Origin of the sequence: Acinetobacter sp. 5862 (assembly GCF_024494585.1) — a bacterium.
Taxonomy (GTDB): domain Bacteria; phylum Pseudomonadota; class Gammaproteobacteria; order Pseudomonadales; family Moraxellaceae; genus Acinetobacter.
Window position 1 is genome coordinate 12,235 of record NZ_JANHGP010000032.1, and the last position, 19,123, is coordinate 31,357.

Genomic DNA, 19,123 nt, shown 5'->3' on the forward strand with positions numbered 1-19,123 from the left:
ATATTCATTTTTAATCAGCTTCACAAGTTTTTTTGAGATTGTTTAATTGCGATCGCACAGACTTTAAGCAGTTTCTTAAATTCTTGAATATTTTGCTGAGTATTCTGTTCTAAAAACACAATTTTTTGATATAACACAACTACTTGATGAAATGATTCTTGATCACTATCTACACTTGATAAACGCTGCATCCAAACTTGAAATGTTTCCTCTGATCTTTTATGCAAATGTTTAGGCAATTGCTTTTGGAATTGAATAATGACACGTTGATATAATTCTTGCTGACGTGTTTGGCTCCACCAATAAAAACTAACATATACAACTAAAACTCCTGCAATACCAATAATTAAGATCAGCACATAGCTATAGCTTGAATTAAAGCCTAGCTTAGATAACCAATTTTTTTGTTTAACTGCATCGTAACCCACAACTTTGGACTGCCATTGATAACCTAAATAGTCACTCCAAACACGCATGTTTTTCAGAAATTTAAACTGTTGTAAACGCCATGCTTGTGCCTGTGCATCTCCCCAAACTTTCTGATCCTCCGCCATATAATTCTGCATTCCTGAATCTATACGTTGTGGTGCAATAATTGCTGTAGGATCGATCCTTTTCCATTTTCCATCTAAATACACTTCACTCCATGCATGAGCATCAAGTTGGCGAACTTCCCAACTTTCCCCATCTAATGCAAACTGCCCCCCCTGATAACCTGTCACAACTCTGGCAGGGATCCCTGCATAGCGCATGAGCATCACGAAACTAGAAGCATAATGTTCACAAAAACCTTTTCGACTAGAAAATAAAAATTGATCTATACGATCCCCACTTAATATTCCTGGGGTCAGCGTATAAACGAAGTTATTCTTTCTATACCAATTCAGCACAGTTTTTATATATTTTTCAGGCAGTCGCTGACTTTGTTCAAACAGTTGATGGGCTAATTGTTGTGCTTTCTCATCGCGATCTTCATCAAATCGAGTATTAAATTCAATTTGACGTGATGATAACAAAGTAGAAGATGTTGATGTACGCCCCAACCAAAACATTTGGATAGGTTGATTACGTTTAATAAGTTTAGATGGGCGTATACTATCATCTTGATACAGTTGTAAATAACGTTCTTGTGGAATGGAATATTCCAACCCCATGATCCAATTTGCCTGTTCATCAGCAGCTAAGTATTGATAGGCAACTCCTTGAGAATTTGAAGTTACGCTTTTAATCTGTTGATTATAAAAACTACTGGTCCATGTTGTACCATCATACTCATCCAAAACCAAAGCACGCCAGTAAAGCTCCTGTCTATCTGGTAGTTGTCTCATATCTGCAACAACACGAAAAGCCAAAGCCGATGATTGTGATAGTTGTGCAATGTCTCCTGGAGACATACGATCACTAATCCCAGTAGTGGCTTGATTCTTTTGAATAGGAATTGCCCAAAGAGGTGGCAACCGAGGAAAGAAAATAAATAATATAATAAAGAACGGTGTCGCAATCCCGACAAACTTTAGAATTTGTTTAACATCATTTTTTAACTGATTGGATAATAATTGATGCTGGTTAAATAGACCAGTTTGAATCCGATACAACCCCATCAAACATATCACAAATGCTGAAAAAACCACGACAGCCATCCAGAATGCCTGACTATGTAACAATAAACTGGCACTGACGAATAAGGCAAAGTTAAATACAATCAATAAATCACGGGTATTCTTGGCTTCCAAACTTTTCGCAAATAAACACGTACTTAAAAATGCGACTCCAGCTTCTACTCCCAGTAAAGTTTGATAATTTAAATAAATAAGACCCAAAGATAATAAAGAGAAAAAAACTAAAAATAAGCGTGGAAATGGTGAAATTTTTTGTTTGCTATATCGCCATACCAATATAAGCCAAATAACGCCCCACAACCCACTCAATGTCACAGGAATAAAAGCCACTTGCCCAATTAATACAAATGCCAATACAGCTAAAATGCAAAAATAGATTTGTTTGGTCATAATCTTAGGCCTGTGCAAGTAGAAGTTTTGCTTGAAGAAGCTGCATCTGCCCCTGACCACTTTCTAATCTTGCATGTGGCAGTATCAATGCATAATCATGACCAAGTTGTTCACATTTCTCAATTAATCCCATCATAAAGCTTAATTTTTCCTCATGACTTTGTGCAGGGATTTTTTGATAATCAATTTCTAAATATTGATGATTTGTTTGAGCCTCAAACATTTTGATAAAAAAGCCCTGTCCTCGAGCAACTTGCTTCCATGCCACATTTTGATAAGAATCGCCTTGTTGAAAGGCCCTAAGCTCCTTAAATTCATCTAAACTATCGTTCGCATTGGTTGGTTGATTTTTATGTTCTTTTTGCCAATCATGCGCTTTAGGTGCAATCCACACTTTTTGTTTTGGATATAAATAAGTCCACGCTCGCACCAAACCTAAAGGATAGGTCGAATAAATTTTCATCGCACCAAATTCAAATAAACCACGCTGCTTCGGAAAAAAAGCCAGTTCGAAGGTCTGTTGTTGCTGATCTAAATAAATTAATTGTTCTTGTTGCAGCCATTGAATACGTAAATATCGGGTCATTACCGATGGCTGATTAAAGCGAAGTTTTAAAATGAAAGGCTGATCGACTTGCCCAACTTCAGCTGCAATCAGATCAATTTGTAAAACATGCAATTGCTTGAATGTGAGATAAAAATTAATCCATAAAATTGCACTGATTAGAAAACAAAAACCTAAAATCAAATTATTTGCATAGTTAATCCCTGCAATAAAGGTAATTAGAATCAGAATGAGATATAGAAAACCCTGCTTATAAATAAAAACCAAAACATCTTTCTGTAACAGGGTTTTAGTCCCATTAACCTGAAAGCGTTTCGCAATCCACTGCTGAATCCTTTGCATAAGCCAATCTCAACTATAAGACATCAACCGATTGCAAAATTTGTTTTACCTCTATTTCGCCTAAACTTAAACGATGAGCAACCACGGCAACAAAAATGGTTTGCACATCATCAGTAGTCACAAAACTGCGACCTTCAACCAGTGCATAAGCTTGTGCAGCAGCTTTTAATGCCAAAACTCCACGTGTTGATAAGCCATGCCGTTGTTTACGTGTTTCAGCAGCCAAATCTAAAATATAATTGAGTACAGCATCACTTAAAAAAACCTGTTTTGCTAATTCACGTAATTGCAAAATATCAACTTGCGTAAATACCGCTTCTAATTGATGAATTAAAACCTGACGTGAGCTTTGTTGTAACAGTAGTTTTTCAGCTTGACGAGACGGATAACTGAGCGATAAACGCATCAAGAAACGGTCAAGTTGTGACTCAGGCAAAGCATAAGTTCCACTTTGAAATAGTGGATTCTGCGTTGCCAGCACCCAAAATGGTTGCGGTAAGTCATAATGTGTTCCATCAACAGTGACCGAACCTTCTTCCATAGCTTCAAGTAATGCACTCTGTGTTTTTGGACTACAACGATTGATCTCATCTGCCAATAAAATCTGAGTAAAAATTGGACCTTTCTTGAACTCAAATAAATGTTCTTTTTGATTAAAAATATTGATCCCAATGACATCACTCGCCAACATGTCATTGGTAAATTGAATCCGCTGAAAATGCAGCCCTGCTAGACGAGCTAAGGCACTAGCTAGAGTCGTTTTACCCAATCCTGGTAAATCTTCAAACAATACATGGCCACCTGCCAATAAACAGGTCAGCGCTAATTTAGTTTGTCGTGGTTTATCTAAAATAAGTTGATTCACTTCAACCAAAAAACGTTCGATTTTCTGAGTAAAATTTTTAATATTTTGCTCTACTTCTTGATTTTTTTGTTGTTTTTCTTGAATAGAAGCTTTTTCCATGCCCCACATAACGTAATCCTCAAACTAAAACAGTGCATGATTCAACATACACTGTTTTAGTTTTTTTTCAAAGAAATCAAATGACTTCTAGCAAGGACATTTTTTCAAATTCCCACCCGATGATGGATAACGCGCATCGATACAATGACGATAAAAAGTCTTAGCATCCATTGGCGTTAAATCTGGATGATGCGCTTGCATGTGCTTTACGTAATTTTCATAATCAGGCACACCCACCATCAAACGAAAACTTTTTTGCAAGTTTTGCCATAAAGTTGCAATACGAGACCAGTTTTTGGGCGAAAAGATCAGGTGTTTTTGCGACATGATCGTAAACTTAATGATCTTCACAATCACAGCACTTCCTTGCCTAGCAATTTTAAAATCCATCACGACTCTCCCTTCACTGTTTCTGCTGTCATTGCAGTTTCAGTAAATACGGCAGGTGCTTCATTTACTGTTGGGACAGGGCTTTGTAAAGCACGACGAATAATTCCGATTGATGCAATAATCATAACAATTGCAACAATCATAAAGAATCCACAAAGTACTGCATTAATCTGATTCGACAACACAATCGTCTGCATCTCAGCAACTGACTTCGCAGGGGCAAGTACATCACCACGTGCAATTGCATCAGAGAAACGATTCGCTTGAGCAAGGAAACCAATCTTCGGATTTTCGTGGAAAATCTTTTGCCAACCCGCCGTCATAGAAGTAATAAATAGGAAAATCGTTGGAACAATCGTTACCCAAACATACTTCTCTTTCTTCATCTTGAATAAAATAACTGTACCCAAGATCAATGCCATTGAAGCGAGAATTTGATTTCCAATTCCAAATAATGGCCATAAAGAATTAATGCCACCAAGAGGGTCTACTACGCCTTGATAAACGAAGAAGCCCCAACCTGCAACTGCCACAGACGTCCCAACCAAATTTCCAAAGAATGAACCTGATTGTTTTACTGCAGGCACAACAATCCCAACGGTATCCTGCACCATGAAGCGACAAGCACGTGTTCCCGCATCCACTGCAGTTAAAATAAATAATGCTTCAAATAAAATGGCAAAGTGATACCAAAATGCCATCATTGCACGACTATTGAAAATTTCCGAAATGATATGAGCCATACCAATCGCAAAAGTTGGCGCTCCACCAGTACGAGAAAGGATTGAACTTTCACCAACCTCCTGAGCAAGCACAGTCAGCATCTCAGGTGTAACGATAAAACCTAGATTACGCACCGCTTCCGCAGCAGTATCTACCGTTGTACCCAGAACTGCCGCTGGTGCATTAATCGCAAAATAAATCCCTGGATCAAGTACGGTTGCGCAGATCATTGCCATGATACCGACAAATGACTCCATCAACATGCCGCCATAACCGATCATACGAATATTGACTTCGTTATCGACCAATTTTGGAGTTGTTCCTGAAGAAACTAGCGCATGGAAACCCGAAATCGCACCACAGGCAATGGTAATAAATAGAAAAGGAAATAAACTGCCTGCAAATACAGGACCTGTACCATCAACAAAATGAGTCACCGCAGGCATTTTGAGTTCAGGCATTGCAAAGATAATTCCAATCGCCAGACCTGCAATTACACCAATTTTAAGGAAGGTTGATAAATAGTCACGAGGCGCTAACAGTAACCACACAGGCAATACTGACGCAATAAAGCCATAAATGATGAGTGCCCAAGTTAGTTGAGTTCCAGTTAAGGTGAACAATTGCCCCCAGTAAGGGTCTTTTGCTACATCACCACCAAAGACAATCGCCGCCATCATTAGCACAAAGCCAATGATCGAAACCTCAGCAATTTTCCCTGGGCGTAGATAACGCATGTATATGCCCATGAATAATGCAATTGGGATGGTTGCTGCGATACTGAACACCCCCCACGGACTATGCGCCAAAGCTTTTACGACAACCAATGCAAGTACCGCAAGAATGATAATCATGACACCGAGCGTACCCAACATCACAATAACACCTGCGAAAGTACCTAACTCCTGTTTTGCCATTTCACCCAAAGACCGACCATCACGCCGAGTTGAGATAAATAGCACAAGAAAATCTTGTACCGCGCCTGCAATCACCACACCGACCAAAAGCCAAATGGTTCCTGGTAAGTAACCCATTTGCGCTGCAAGAATTGGCCCAACCAAAGGCCCTGCACCTGCGATAGCAGCGAAATGATGTCCAAATAAAACGTATTTATTAGTGGGCACATAATCCAGACCATCATTCAAACGATGTGCTGGTGTTAAGCGTTTAGAATTTAATTCAAAGACTTTTGTTGCAATAAATAAACTGTAGAACCGATATGCAATGCTATAAACACAAACCGCGGCAAGAACGAGCCAAACTGCATTGACATGCTCTCCACGACTTACCGCCAAAATTCCAAATGAAATTGCACCAATGATGGCAACTAAACTCCACAGAATTTTTGAGGATAGCGTCGACTTTGCTTGTACTGTCTCCATTCAGAACCTCTCAAATACATAAGCTGTAGTTTTGGATTTCCCTTCCTATGTTTTCTTTAGAAGAAATATCTTTGTAAGTCTATCTGTTATTAAAAATGATTTATCTAATACTTTGGCATAAAAAAAGGGATGATTGTTTAATCATCCCTTCGATAATCGTATAACTTACGTAGCATTACTACTCATTTACGATTATGCGCGCTCTAGGTAATCACCTGTACGCGTATCAACACGAACACTTTCTTCTTGCTGAACGAATAATGGAACACGTACTACTGCACCTGTTTCAAGTTTCGCTGGCTTACCGCCACCGCCAGAAGTATCACCACGTACACCTGGGTCAGTCTCAACAATTTTAAGCACAACAAAGTTCGGTGGACTCACTGTTAAAGGTACGCCATTGAAGAGCATGATGGTACATTTTTCATTTGAATCATCTTTTAACCATTTTGCAGCGTCGCCCATTGCTGTTTTATCAGCAGCGATTTGCTCAAAAGTTACTGGATCCATAAAGTTCCACATTTCGCCATCGTTGTAGAGGTATTCCATTTCTACTTCTACGATATCAGCAGCTTCTAAAGAATCACCTGATTTGAATGTTTTTTCCAATACCTTACCAGAACGCAGGTTACGCAGTTTCACACGGTTGAACGCCTGACCTTTACCTGGTTTTACATATTCGTTTTCCATGATTGAACATGGGTTGCCATCAAGCATAACCTTGAGGCCTGCTTTAAAATCATTTGTAGAATAATAGGCCATGAAAGGCTCACTCCAAACTTAAAACTCAAATCTATTAGTGCTAGACTACGCGCACAGCTTAGGCTATCACTATTTTAACGTATGGCATGATAAACTATTTACATCAAGAGAAAAACTGGCAATCACAACTCAGTGATCTAATTACTGATCCTTTGGAGTTGTTAAATCTGCTTGAATTATCCACCAAGCAATTATTATCAGGGGCAATACTTGCCTCTGAACAGTTTAAATTACGCGTTCCACGTGCATTCGTCGGAAAAATGCGTATTGGGGATCCATTTGATCCTTTGTTATTACAGGTTTTACCACACCATCTTGAACTTGAAGAACATCTTGAATTTGTTACTGACCCATTAGGTGAGGAAGCAGCCAATCAAATGGCTGGTGTCTTACACAAATACCAGTCTCGCTTTTTACTGACCTTAACAGGTGCATGCGCAATTCACTGCCGTTATTGTTTCCGCCGCCATTTTCCATATCAAGAAAATTTACCTAAAAATGATGATTGGCTAAATATAAAACAATATATTGAAGACAACCCTGCCATCAATGAAATCATTCTCAGTGGGGGCGATCCTTTAACTTTATCTAATCGAAAAATAGCACTTTGGATAGAGCGATTAGAATCTTTACCTCAACTCAAAATATTGAGAATCCATTCACGAGTTCCAGTTGTTATTCCCAATCGTATCGATGAAGAGCTTATTTCTATTTTAAAAAACAGTAGGCTACGCATTGTAGTAGTGATACACTCAAATCATGCTTCAGAACTTGATGATTTCACGTGTTCAAAGTTATTACAGTTATCATTACATCATATTACTGTGTTAAATCAGGCAGTTTTACTTAAAGGTGTGAATGACTCTGCAACATCTTTAACTCATCTAAGTTATCGACTATTTGAAGCGAGGGTTATGCCCTATTACTTACATGTATTGGATAAAGTAAAAGGTGCTCAACATTTTGACTTAAGATCTTCAGAGATAGATCATATATACAGTGATGTATTAGCGAGTTTACCTGGATATTTAGTTCCAAAACTCGTCAGGGAAATTGCGGGCGAAAAAAATAAAACACCGCTTTTTGGGGTTCAAACGTTCTGAGATTGATTACAATGATGAATAATGCATTTTCGGATATTTTTCAAATTCCCACTGTTTTAAGACGGGATAAACTCAGTTTTTGTGATGCAAACGCAAAAAGTTTAACAGAATGGATTTCAACCCTCTCAATTATGCAGTTGGGTGATACTTCAAAAGCATTGTTTGCAGCTTTATTAGAGCTTTGTGAATTAGATTGTTCAGAAACATTACGTTTTGATCTCATTCAGACCTTACACCCAACGATTGAAAATATTTTAGGTAGCCTAGAGAAAAATTTTTTTAATCAGGGTGTAATCAGTTCAGATCGTAATGAGCACATCATTGAACTGGCAATGCTGTTACGCTGCTATTTTGCGGCTATTTATATTAATATTGTTCGCCGCAGTAGCGAACAATTGGAAAATCGAAAATTTTCTATTTTTGCACTAAACCAAAAGAAAAATTTACATACTGCTAGAACACTTGCAACTTTCCAAGCATTGCAACAACTTACGCAGCTTCTTTATCAACAACACATGTTATATAGTGAACCTGTTGCAGGACAGTGGCTCATTGCACATCAATTATACGATGCAGCAGTGACACATAAGTATCATCATGTGACTATTGAACAGGCACAAACTAAGCCAAATAGCCTGAATAATATTGCTCAGGCCTATGCTCAATTAATTTTGATGGATATTTTTAATACCAATCAAATTCGTCAAACAGAAATTCAAGCCCTGTTTCAATGCAGTTTTGACTGGGCCAAAATGCTACAGCTCTTATCTAAAGAGACTGATTTAACTAAATACGTTGTTGATACAACTAAAGATCATCCGCCAATATACAACAAAAAACAAAGTTCAGGATTTAATCCTAATATCTTTATTAGTACAAATGGTTTACTTGATCATGTGACAGCAACATTACATAAAAATGCTGAATATATTTCTAAGAATGAAAAAATTTACCTCACACCCGCTCTAAAATTCCACGTTCAGACTATTTTAGGATCTACGGCGGAACGTCGCCATGAACGCTATGAATATTCAGCTCAACTACATATTTGTTTTGGACTCTTAACAGCCCACTTCTATTTATCCAAAGCAAAAAACTTCGGTGAAACATTACTCTTAGAACACGGGTATGGACTACAAAGCGAATCAAAATTTTTATCAACTTGGGATAAAAAAGATTCTTCTGGCAATCAAGAATCCTCAATCCAGCGTTTAAGCCGAGAAAACAAAGCCATTTATCAAGCGGATATTTTAGATATTAGTGTTAATGGTTATCGAATTAAATGGTCAGCCGAAGCACCAAAAAATCTAAGAACTGGCGAATATATTCTTGTAAAAGAAACCTCTCATGGACATTGGCGCGGCGGTGTAATTCGTTGGTTAAAGCAATCAAGTGAAAAAAGTTTAGAATTAGGCTTAGAGGTTTTAGCACAAGAAATTTTCCCTTGTGCAGTTCGCGTACAAGCAGATCGTCATATTAGCAATTATCACCCTGCGCTTATTTTAAAAAATCAAAATTTAGATGAAACTAAAACAACAATAATTTTGCCAGGCTCGCAAATTTTTCGCGAACAGCAAGCTGTTCATTTGAGATTAGGGAAAGAGGAAGTAAAAGTGTATCTGTTGACTGCACAACTAATTACCCAAAGTTTTGTTCAATTCGACTTTGAACTACTTAATGAAGAAGAACAACCCGTTCTTAATAAATTTATTGCGCAAAAAAATATGGATACAAATGACCAAGATTTATGGGAAGCATTGAAGTGAGAAATTCTTTACTCTCTAAAAAGTTGAAACGAACTGAAACGCGCTTACTCATTATTGATGATAACCAATTAAGGTATAATCAAGTTTTAGAGCTTTTTGCGCAGCAAGAACATCAAGTACAGGCTATTTTACTTGATGATTTAAAAACTTTTGAAAAACAATTGAATTTGCCTTGGGATATTGTAATTTTTGGACGTGCTTACGATCTAAAAATCGAACAAACGCTTTCTCTTATTCATGCATCCGCACAACCAAGTTTACCCATTCTACTGCTTGAGCCAGATGACTATAATTCAGCGCTATATCAAAATTACATTCATAAAGGTATTTATGATGTTGTGAACTTAAAGGCGCCAGAAGAATTTTATATCAGTATTATTAGATCACTTTCATTCAGTCGTTTAGTACAAGCAGAGCACCGTTTACTTACCGAATTAGAGGCAGCTCAAACACAAGCCCAATCACTTGTTGCTGAAACACATAAAGCAGTTGCAATTCTACAAGAAGGTATTCATATCAAAGCGAATGCTGAATATGCTCACCTATTTGGTTTCGACAGCGATGACGACGTCATTGGCTTACCAATACTTGATATTTTACAACCTGAAGATTTAGGCCAGTTTAAATTACGCTTTAAAAGAATTTCCCAAGGCTTATTCGAACAAGCACGCTTTGAAATTCGCACCCAAAATCCAATGGTTAAGAATAATCTTTTACATGTTGAGTTCTTACCCTCTGGTAATGATGATGAAATACAACTGAATATTGAATGTGAATCATCATCAACTGTTGTTTCAGCAGCAACTGCCACGACTACTTCAGTACAAAGTGAAAAAGCCTCTGGTATCATCTCAGCACTGCAACAAATTAATCGAAATTTAGCAAATCACCCAGCCAATGCAAATGCGCTAATCTTATTTAGCCTGAATAATTGTCCAAACGAAGTTTTTCAAACTGACTGGCGTGGAACTAAAGCTTATTTTTCAAATATTGCAAATTTCATTAAAGAACAAGTCAATGTTCCAATTTATCAAATAGAAACGGCTTTGTATGTTGGGCTTATTCAAGCTGAATCAAAAACAGTTTTAAACTCTTTGCTTATAGGCTTGAACGGTTTACAAAAACCTCAGTTATTGGTCACTGAAAACCACACTTTCCCATTACATTTAAAACTGGGCTATCAAGAACTAGACCAACAAATATTAGATGATGCTCATTTTGAGAAAATCATTTCTCAAGCATTTACGCATGCACTACCAGTTTTGAAAAATGCATCGATTGACAGTGATATTAGCCTGACAACTGATAAAATTTCAATGTCGATGGAAGTCAATCTTTTAGAAGAGCTCAGAAGCAAATTAGATAAGGGTGATATACATCTAAAATATCAGCAGCTTTATGATAAACAAGATCAATTCACTCATACCTATGAAGTATTTGGCGGTATTATTCATAATAATCAATGGTTAGACTTGATGGATCTTAGTGATCTAAAAGATGATCATGAATTATCGGCTCAGTTAGACCGTTGGGTATTAGTAGAAGCTTGTAAACAATTACACAACTTCATTACCCAATATCCAAAAGCTAAATTAATTATTAATCTGAATCATCATATTTTATTGAATGACAGAAAATTATCCGAATTGGTCGCTAAATTATTGATAATTATTGGAAGCAAACAAGCCCATCCTTTAATTCTGCAGTTTTCAGAGCAAGCTCTTCAGCAAAATTTATCACAGGCTCAATCTCTGATTGCATCACTTCGTCAACACGGCGCTGAAATCTCTATTCGTAACTTTGGTGATTCTCTTTATAGTGACTCAATTCTTCAACAGATCGATACGCAGTATTTAAGCCTCCATCGAAAATTAGCGAAGATGCTAGTATCTGAAAAAGAAATGGCAATTCTGCAAGAGAAAATTCTTCATTTTATTGCTGAAAAGCAAGTTGAGATTTTACTCACCGAACTCAATGACATGAGTTTGTTTGCGAATGCATGGAATGTCGAAGCCCGCTTCTTGCAAGGTAACTACTTCCAAAAGAAACTTGATCGTTTAACTGACGTACAAGACCAATAGAAAATCCCCCTAACCCTCCTTTGATAAAGGAGGGAATATCAAAAGGCATAAAAAAACGGGCATATCGCCCGTTTTTTTTATGCCTTTTGATATTAACGTTTGATAGAACGTGACATACCAGAGAAACGTTGTTTGAATTTGTCGATACGACCACCAGTATCCACATTCTTTTGTTTACCAGTATAGAATGGGTGGCAAGCTGAACATACGTCAAGATAAAGAGTTTCTTTACCAAGTGCAGAACGAGTTTCGATTACGTTACCGCATGAGCAAGTAGCAACTAATTTTTCGTATTTAGGGTGAATATCGGCGCGCATGGTCGATGCTCCTATTTAGTAAGAAAGGCTTAAGCTGTTATCGCAATTGATCACTCTCAAGATGAGGAAAGCAGAGTGTTAACACTCGCAGATCAATACCACAACAGACCATTTCTTTTGACTCACCGAGACCCTTAGATCAGAGCAAAGCCAACAAGTGGCAAAGATTATACGCCAATAAATCAAAATTTGCGAACTATTCTTGTTTTGATTTTGACCAACGATTCGCAATTACACCACAGACCATTAATTGGATTTGATGAAAAATCATAATCGGCAATACAATCATACCTAAAGGCTGACCAATAAACAGAATTTGCGCCATTGGCACGCCACTCGCTAGCGTTTTTTTAGAGCTACAAAAGAAAATAGTAACTTGATCTGCATGATTAAACCCTAACCATTTTGGTAAATACGAAGCAAGCAACATTACAATAGTAAGCAAAACTGAGCATGCAAGTACTAAATACAGCAAAGCTAATCCACTGATTTGATGCCATAAGCCTGCAACTACAGCACTGCTAAAGGCACCGTAAACTACCATTAAGATTGATCCTTGATCGAAAGCTTTCACTAAACTTGGTAATTTGATCATATAAGGAAAAACATAAGGGCGAAGTAACTGACCTAAAACAAAGGGAACCAATAGTAACAAGGTAATTTGAACAATCGATTGCGTAGGATCAAAGCCATGTTGGCTTTGGCCTAAGATAAAATAACTCACTAAGATTGGCGTAATAAACATCCCAATGATATTGGAGAAAGATGCACTACAAACTGCCCCTGCAACATTCCCTTTTGCAATCGACGTAAATGCAATTGAAGATTGTACTGTTGAGGGTAAGAAGCACATAAATAAAAAGCCCCAGTACAACTGTTGCCCAAGAAGCGGCTCCAAAACAGGTTTAGCTAAAAGCCCAATTACAGGAAAAATCACAAAAGTAAAAGCAAAAACCAATGCATGCATTTTCCAATGCAGCATTCCCTGTATAACGGCTTCACGTGACAACTTGGCGCCATGTAAAAAAAATAATATAGCAATCGCAACTGTCGTTAGGATATTAAAGTAATGCGCAACCTGTCCCGAAACTGGGAAAAAAGTCGCTAGTACTACCATTGCTATCAATAATATTGTGAAACGATCTAGCGCCAAGAACTTTAACATAACTTTTCCCAATCTGTTCGCTAATAACGATACAGCCCAACATGAGATTATTGACCATTCGATCAAAACATCATACTGGGCTGTATAAATAAAGCTATGGCTTTAAATTAGAAATTGTAGATCAAGATACGAAATTAATTATTACGTGCATTTTGATCCTGTTGAATCAATTCAACCTTATAGCCATCTGGATCTTCAACAAAAGCGATCACCGTCACTCCACCTTTCATTGGGCCAGCCTCACGTACTACTTTTCCACCAGCTGCTTTGATTTCTTCACATGCTTTATAAGCATCATCTACGCCAATGGCGATATGACCATAGGCATTGCCTAAATCATAGCTAGCTGTATCCCAGTTATGAGTCAGCTCAAGCACAGTATTGTTTTCTTCATCACCATAGCCCACAAAAGCCAAGGTAAAACGCCCCTCTTCATAATCACGTTGGCGTAGTAATTTCATACCAAGTACCTCAGTGTAGAACTTTAAAGATTGTTCTAAATTACCTACTCGTAACATCGTATGTAACATGCGCATAGTTATTCACCTGTCTGTTGAGTTGTTCGGTTTTCATGGTCACGCAATAGTTTCGCAACCCAAACCACAAGAATCAAAATTGGAATTCCAATTAAAGTCGTCATTAAAAAGAAATTTGGGTAGCCAATATTACTCACAATCGTTCCTGAATAACCACCCAATAATTTGGGTGTTAAAGTCATTAATGAACTGAAAATTGCATATTGAACTGCGGTAAATGATACGCTGGTTAAGCTAGATAAAAAGGCAATAAATGCAGCACCTGCCAAACCTGAAGCTAAATTATCTACAATAATGGCAAAATAGAGCCACAATGAGCTATAGCCTTTTATCACTTTGCCAGAAAGTTCTATTGTGCCTGACTGACTTGGATCGACCACAGCAATTGGCTGAATATCGACATCGAGTGTGGTTTCAACATGTGATGCAGTATTGATACGGTATGATCTTGTTGCAAATAACTGGCTTGCACTATTATTTTTTAAATGAACAAAAGCTTTAATCGTTTTAGTGGGAGATGCTTGTAATAGCTTTCCATCTACAGCACCAGTAAATATTCCTTTATCATCCACTTTCGCAGCAAATTCTTGATTATCTAATTTAAGGATAACAGGCTTATCCTGATTTAAATCTTCAATTTTAAGCCCTGCTAATTGTCCTTTAACGACCAGACTTTGCTTCAATTCTTTTTCTGTTAATTGATCATCACCACCGATAGGTAATAATTGAATCTGAGCGTGTTGGGCATTTACTAAATATGGTATTGCAAGAGTTACATTGGTATCACTCTGATTTTGGTACTGAGTACTTACCTGTACCGAATTTGCTTTTGCTAAAACGTCATTCGGTACTTGTAATTTCCAATATCCAACATCATCGGTTTGCACTTGATAATGTTTATTTCCGACCTGAACCTCAACTGGAGCAAGTGGTTTACCTGATTTGACCAAGCCGATAAAAATTAAATTGGTTGAACTGGCCAACACTGCGCCCACAAACATGAGTTTCATAATGTTCATGCGTTGCGCCAACAAACCACCGAGAAAACCACCAACTAAACTAAAGATCACACCATAGATTTTCACAGCCTCAGCAATTTGTTCTTTACTGAAATTTAGATCTTGATAGAACACATTGGAAATCACTCCTGCAATGATGTCTGAGATGCGGAAAAAACCAATCAGCAGTAAAAGAACTAAGGCAAGTTTAATACCGTAGCGTTTAAAGAAATCTAAAATTGGGGCAACCCAAGTTTCTTTAGCCATTTGTTGATTCACGACGCCAGTTTTAACTAAACCCAAACCAACCAATAAAGCTGTGGCTGTAGCAGTTAAAAAGCGCAGTGCTTCTAAACCAAATAAAGCAGCAGTATCTTTAATATTTGCGGCTTTAGCGATAGCATCTGTTACATTCCCAGAGTAAATATAACTGACAACAAAAGTTGCAACAGCAATAAAAAATACAAAGACCAAACGATAGTAATCTGTAGTTTTATAATGTTTATAAACACGATTTACTTGAGGTTCACGAATGCATAAAGTTGTAATAATACCAACCACCATGACTGCTGCCATGGTGAGATAAGTATATTTCCATGCTTCATAGATATAATTGCCTTTGGCTGTACCTAAATAAGCAGCAAGAAATAAAGCCCCTGCACCCGCAACGATCATCCCGATCCGGTAACCTGCGTTGTAAGTTGAAGCTAAAACCGTTTGCATCTCACTTTCAGCAAGTTCAATACGATAAGCATCGATGACAATATCTTGAGTCGCTGCCGAGAATCCTAATAAAACAGCACCAACTGCCATTTGAATTAAATAGCTTTGTCCAAGTGCTGGGTCGGAAAATGCCATAATACAAATTGCACATATAATCAAAGACTGTGCAATCAACAACCAAGCACGGCGGCGACCTAAACTTTTCGTTAACAATGGAACAGGCAATTCATCAATCAACGGTGCCCAAACGAATTTAAAAGAGTAACCTAATGCCGCCCAACTAAAAAATGTCACAGCACTTTTATCAATTCCTGCCTCACCTAACCATAAAGACAAGCTAGAAAAAATCAATAAAATGGGTATCCCTGCCGAGAAACCAAGAAATAGCATAATCAGTGCACGGCGATCTAAAAAAGCTTTAAATGCGGATGCCCACCCAGTGGCTTGAGTTGTCATTGGTTATTATTTTCCATGAACATGCGTGAATGTGCCTATTCAATCGTTTCTTGCTCTTGCTTGCAAGTTGCTTTATGCAACGATTGTTTTGTTTTGTCGATAAAAAACACAAGTTCGCTTGATCTTTAGACCTAAAACTGTATACCTTTAATTACTTAACTTTCGTTTCTTTGTTGGATAGCAATAGTGACCCAAAAACTTGATCAAATGACTGCAACAACTTTATCTTCAACACCAACAAACACGACTACAGCGAAAATCAATTCTTTACCAAGCGCCTTTGAGCAGACGGATATTCAAACGACACTTAAGAAAACAGCACTTAGCCCTGAACAACTCACGCATATTCTAAATTTAGCTGAGATTCCGAGTTCAACTAAACGTATCAAACCCCTCAATAACTTTCTTGGGCAAGATCGTGCACGTGCTTCAGTAGAAGCTGGTATTTCCTTACCATACTCTGGCTATAACATTTTTGCAGTTGGCACAGCGGGTCTTGGCAAACGCACCATGATTAAACGGTTGCTTCAGCAACACGCTAAAACCATGCCTACACCAAACGATTGGGTTTATGTCAATAACTTCAAAAATCCAAGACAACCGATTGCCTTGCGCTTTCCTGCTGGGCAAGGCACTAAATTTCAAAATGCCTTGCAGCAGGCATGGCAAATTATTCTAAAACAATTGGAACGCCGTTTTAGTGCGGAAACTTATCACAACCGTATTGAACGCATTCGTCAAGATACAGGTGATGTCCAGCAGCAAGCTTTAATAGAACTCACTAAAGAAGGACAAGAACTCGATTTAAAGTTGATCTCTCGTGATGACAAACACGTGTTTATTCCAATGCAGCTCATAGAGAATGAATATCAAGAATTAACAAAAAATGATCTTGATGCGCTAAGCAGCAAAGAACGTGCTGAAATCACATCCAACATGCGTTATATGGAGAAAAAACTAGAGCGTTTAGGGTTACATCTTGGTGATTTAGAAGACGATGCGCGTGATCAAGTATCAATTTTAAACCGTGAAATTGCCACTCAAGTGGTTACACCACGTATGGAGTCAATTTTAAATAAAAATAAAGAAGTCAAAGGTCTCGACTTATATCTAAAACATTATGCTGAAGATATTATTGATAATGTTGAGCTGATTTTAGAACAAGAAGAAGATGATTTTACGCCTGCTTTATTTAATCGTGTTCCATCACGTTATCAAGCTAATGTAATTATTGCCAATAAGCCAAATAGCGGTGCTCCAGTTATTTTCGAAGATTTTCCAACGCACTACAATTTATTAGGTCATGTTGAGCAACTTACACATAATGGTACGATTACCACCGACTTTACCTTAATTCGCCCAGGGTCTTTGCATCAAGCCAACGGTGGCTTTTTAATGCTTGAAGCAGAGCAATTGCTTGAACAGCCTTATGCATGGCAAGGTTTAAAACGTGCATTGAAATCAGGCCAACTCAAACTTTCTTCGTTAGAACATATGCTAACATTAACGGGCAGCATTTCGATTGAACCCGCTTCTGTTCCTTTAGATATCAAAGTTGTTTTACTGGCAGAACCTGAAATTTACTATGAAATTTTAGAGGTTGAACCAGAATTAGGCAGTGTCTTTAAAATTCGAGCAGATTTTACGGATACCTTGCAGCGTAATAACAGCAATGAACAGGCCTACATGCAATTGATTGCAGACTATGTTCAAGCCGATAAATTGCTTCCATTTGATCGTTCAGCGCTCGCTGCTTTACTCACCGACTCTAGTCGTCAAGCAGAAGATCAAAGCTCTCTCTCACTACATGCCTCTACACTCGGTGATTTAATTCGTGAAGCACATCATCATGCCTTTAAAGCTGATGACAAAATAGTCACAGATCAGCATGTCAATCAGGCCTTGCATCATCGCCAATATCGCTTAGGCTATTTACGAGAGCTTTACTGGCAAGACCTTTCTCGCGGTACGCAGTTAATTGAAACTTCAGGGCATCGTCTCGGTCAGATCAATGCCTTGTCTGTAATTCACTATGCAGATGTTGAGTTCGGTTTACCCTCTCGTCTCACCGCATCCGTTTATCAAGGCGGCGGTGATATTTTAGATATTGAACGCAGTGTCGAGTTAGGCGGCTCGCTTCATGCCAAAGGCGTGTTGCTCATGTCAAGCTTCTTAAAAGCACACTTTGGTCGTGAACAAATCTTACATTTCTCCGCAGCATTGGCGTTTGAGCAAAGCTATGGACAAGTGGATGGCGATAGTGCCACTGTTGCAGAACTTTCAGCTTTAATTTCTGCCATTTCTCAAATTCCAATTGACCAATCATGGGCGATTACGGGTTCTATGAACCAACTCGGTCAAGTACAACCAATTGGTGGAGTGAATGCAAAAATCGAAGGTTTCTACGATGCATGTAAACTTCAAGGCTTAACAGGCAAACAAGGCGTCATTATTCCCCGTCAAAACATGCAACATTTGATGCTACGTCAAGATGTAATTGAAGCGGTTCAAGCAGGTCAGTTCCATGTCCATGCGATTGAAACAATTGATCAAGCCTTAGAAATTCTAATGGCTCGCCCAGTAGGTACATTAGATAAGAAAGGTCGATATAGTAAAAATTCAATCTATGCAGCGGTTATGGAACAACTTGAGTATTGGCAAGCAATTGAGGACGGCGAAGCTGTTGAAGATGATGAACCTAAAAAAAAGAAAAAGCGAAAAAAGACCAAAAAAGATGAAACTGAGACAAAATCTTCAGAAGAATCTACTGTTGAAGCTAAAAGCTTAAAATCACTTCGTAAGAAGAATAGATAAAATGAAAAGGCCATGTTTTTAAACAAA

At 38.0% G+C, this 19,123-nt stretch carries 14 protein-coding genes; 4 read left to right on the forward strand and 10 right to left on the reverse strand.

The window, feature by feature from the left end; genetic code table 11:
* Positions 1 to 20 precede the first annotated feature (20 nt).
* From NO346_RS05380 to efp, 6 genes are all read right to left on the reverse strand, one after another.
* Positions 21 to 2,009 (reverse strand): DUF3488 and transglutaminase-like domain-containing protein, encoded by a 1,989-nt coding sequence (locus NO346_RS05380; RefSeq protein WP_256414514.1) that lies wholly within the window; start codon positions 2,007 to 2,009, stop codon positions 21 to 23.
* Between the two features lie 4 nt (positions 2,010 to 2,013).
* The gene (locus tag NO346_RS05385; protein WP_256414515.1) at positions 2,014 to 2,916 is read right to left on the reverse strand and encodes a DUF58 domain-containing protein; all 903 of its coding nucleotides are present in this window, start codon (positions 2,914 to 2,916) and stop codon (positions 2,014 to 2,016) included.
* 13 nt (positions 2,917 to 2,929) lie between these two features.
* Entirely contained in the window at positions 2,930 to 3,889 is a 960-nt protein-coding gene (locus NO346_RS05390; RefSeq protein WP_256414517.1) for a MoxR family ATPase, read from the reverse strand.
* Positions 3,890 to 3,967: 78 nt separating this feature from the next.
* Complete coding sequence (locus NO346_RS05395; RefSeq protein ID WP_171287512.1) at positions 3,968 to 4,273, reverse strand: YbdD/YjiX family protein; 306 nt, start codon at positions 4,271 to 4,273, stop codon at positions 3,968 to 3,970.
* Positions 4,270 to 6,375, reverse strand: a complete 2,106-nt coding sequence (locus NO346_RS05400) for a carbon starvation CstA family protein (protein ID WP_178883063.1) — start codon at positions 6,373 to 6,375, stop codon at positions 4,270 to 4,272. Before NO346_RS05400 ends, NO346_RS05395 begins: the two co-directional genes overlap by 4 nt.
* A 192-nt stretch (positions 6,376 to 6,567) precedes the next feature.
* The gene (gene efp, locus NO346_RS05405; protein ID WP_004913097.1) at positions 6,568 to 7,137 is read right to left on the reverse strand and encodes an elongation factor P; all 570 of its coding nucleotides are present in this window, start codon (positions 7,135 to 7,137) and stop codon (positions 6,568 to 6,570) included.
* An 86-nt stretch (positions 7,138 to 7,223) separates the two neighbouring features.
* Between efp and epmB the strand changes: the two genes are divergently transcribed.
* Genes epmB through NO346_RS05420 form a run of 3 tightly spaced genes read left to right on the forward strand, consistent with a single transcriptional unit; the run spans position 7,224 to position 12,087 of the window.
* A complete protein-coding gene (gene epmB, locus NO346_RS05410; RefSeq protein WP_256414520.1) occupies positions 7,224 to 8,240 on the forward strand; it encodes an EF-P beta-lysylation protein EpmB in 1,017 nt (338 codons plus the stop codon).
* Between the two features lie 11 nt (positions 8,241 to 8,251).
* A complete protein-coding gene (locus tag NO346_RS05415; RefSeq protein WP_256414521.1) occupies positions 8,252 to 10,006 on the forward strand; it encodes a GTPase in 1,755 nt (584 codons plus the stop codon).
* Positions 9,988 to 12,087, forward strand: a complete 2,100-nt coding sequence (locus NO346_RS05420; protein WP_256414523.1) for an EAL domain-containing protein — start codon at positions 9,988 to 9,990, stop codon at positions 12,085 to 12,087. The genes NO346_RS05415 and NO346_RS05420 overlap by 19 nt, the downstream gene beginning before the upstream one ends.
* 92 nt (positions 12,088 to 12,179) lie before the next feature.
* Here the strand turns inward: NO346_RS05420 and rpmE are convergent, their stop codons facing one another.
* The 4 genes from rpmE to NO346_RS05440 form a co-directional block, all read right to left on the reverse strand.
* Positions 12,180 to 12,404 (reverse strand): 50S ribosomal protein L31, encoded by a 225-nt coding sequence (rpmE, locus tag NO346_RS05425; protein WP_004662919.1) that lies wholly within the window; start codon positions 12,402 to 12,404, stop codon positions 12,180 to 12,182.
* A gap of 196 nt (positions 12,405 to 12,600) precedes the next feature.
* On the reverse strand, positions 12,601 to 13,569 hold the full coding sequence (locus NO346_RS05430) for a bile acid:sodium symporter family protein (RefSeq protein ID WP_256414524.1): 969 nt from the start codon (positions 13,567 to 13,569) through the stop codon (positions 12,601 to 12,603).
* A gap of 134 nt (positions 13,570 to 13,703) precedes the next feature.
* Entirely contained in the window at positions 13,704 to 14,105 is a 402-nt protein-coding gene (gene gloA, locus NO346_RS05435; RefSeq protein WP_005159336.1) for a lactoylglutathione lyase, read from the reverse strand.
* A gap of 2 nt (positions 14,106 to 14,107) precedes the next feature.
* On the reverse strand, positions 14,108 to 16,282 hold the full coding sequence (locus NO346_RS05440; RefSeq protein WP_256414525.1) for an MFS transporter: 2,175 nt from the start codon (positions 16,280 to 16,282) through the stop codon (positions 14,108 to 14,110).
* 186 nt (positions 16,283 to 16,468) lie between these two features.
* On the opposite strand from NO346_RS05440, the gene NO346_RS05445 reads away from it, so the two are divergent.
* The gene (locus NO346_RS05445; protein ID WP_256414526.1) at positions 16,469 to 19,096 is read left to right on the forward strand and encodes an ATP-binding protein; all 2,628 of its coding nucleotides are present in this window, start codon (positions 16,469 to 16,471) and stop codon (positions 19,094 to 19,096) included.
* Positions 19,097 to 19,123 lie beyond the last annotated feature (27 nt).

What these genes read in the sequence shown, in the direction of transcription:
- NO346_RS05390 (WP_256414517.1), bottom strand. Translation starts at nt 3,889, where the DNA reads ATGTGGGGCATGGAAAAAGCTTCTATTCAAGAAAAACAACAAAAAAAT.
- NO346_RS05440 (WP_256414525.1), bottom strand. Translation starts at nt 16,282, where the DNA reads ATGACAACTCAAGCCACTGGGTGGGCATCCGCATTTAAAGCTTTTTTA.
- epmB (WP_256414520.1), top strand. Translation starts at nt 7,224, where the DNA reads ATGATAAACTATTTACATCAAGAGAAAAACTGGCAATCACAACTCAGT.
- rpmE (WP_004662919.1), bottom strand. Translation starts at nt 12,404, where the DNA reads ATGCGCGCCGATATTCACCCTAAATACGAAAAATTAGTTGCTACTTGC.
- NO346_RS05400 (WP_178883063.1), bottom strand. Translation starts at nt 6,375, where the DNA reads ATGGAGACAGTACAAGCAAAGTCGACGCTATCCTCAAAAATTCTGTGG.
- NO346_RS05385 (WP_256414515.1), bottom strand. Translation starts at nt 2,916, where the DNA reads ATGCAAAGGATTCAGCAGTGGATTGCGAAACGCTTTCAGGTTAATGGG.
- NO346_RS05380 (WP_256414514.1), bottom strand. Translation starts at nt 2,009, where the DNA reads ATGACCAAACAAATCTATTTTTGCATTTTAGCTGTATTGGCATTTGTA.
- NO346_RS05420 (WP_256414523.1), top strand. Translation starts at nt 9,988, where the DNA reads ATGGGAAGCATTGAAGTGAGAAATTCTTTACTCTCTAAAAAGTTGAAA.
- efp (WP_004913097.1), bottom strand. Translation starts at nt 7,137, where the DNA reads ATGGCCTATTATTCTACAAATGATTTTAAAGCAGGCCTCAAGGTTATG.
- NO346_RS05415 (WP_256414521.1), top strand. Translation starts at nt 8,252, where the DNA reads ATGATGAATAATGCATTTTCGGATATTTTTCAAATTCCCACTGTTTTA.
- NO346_RS05430 (WP_256414524.1), bottom strand. Translation starts at nt 13,569, where the DNA reads ATGTTAAAGTTCTTGGCGCTAGATCGTTTCACAATATTATTGATAGCA.
- gloA (WP_005159336.1), bottom strand. Translation starts at nt 14,105, where the DNA reads ATGCGCATGTTACATACGATGTTACGAGTAGGTAATTTAGAACAATCT.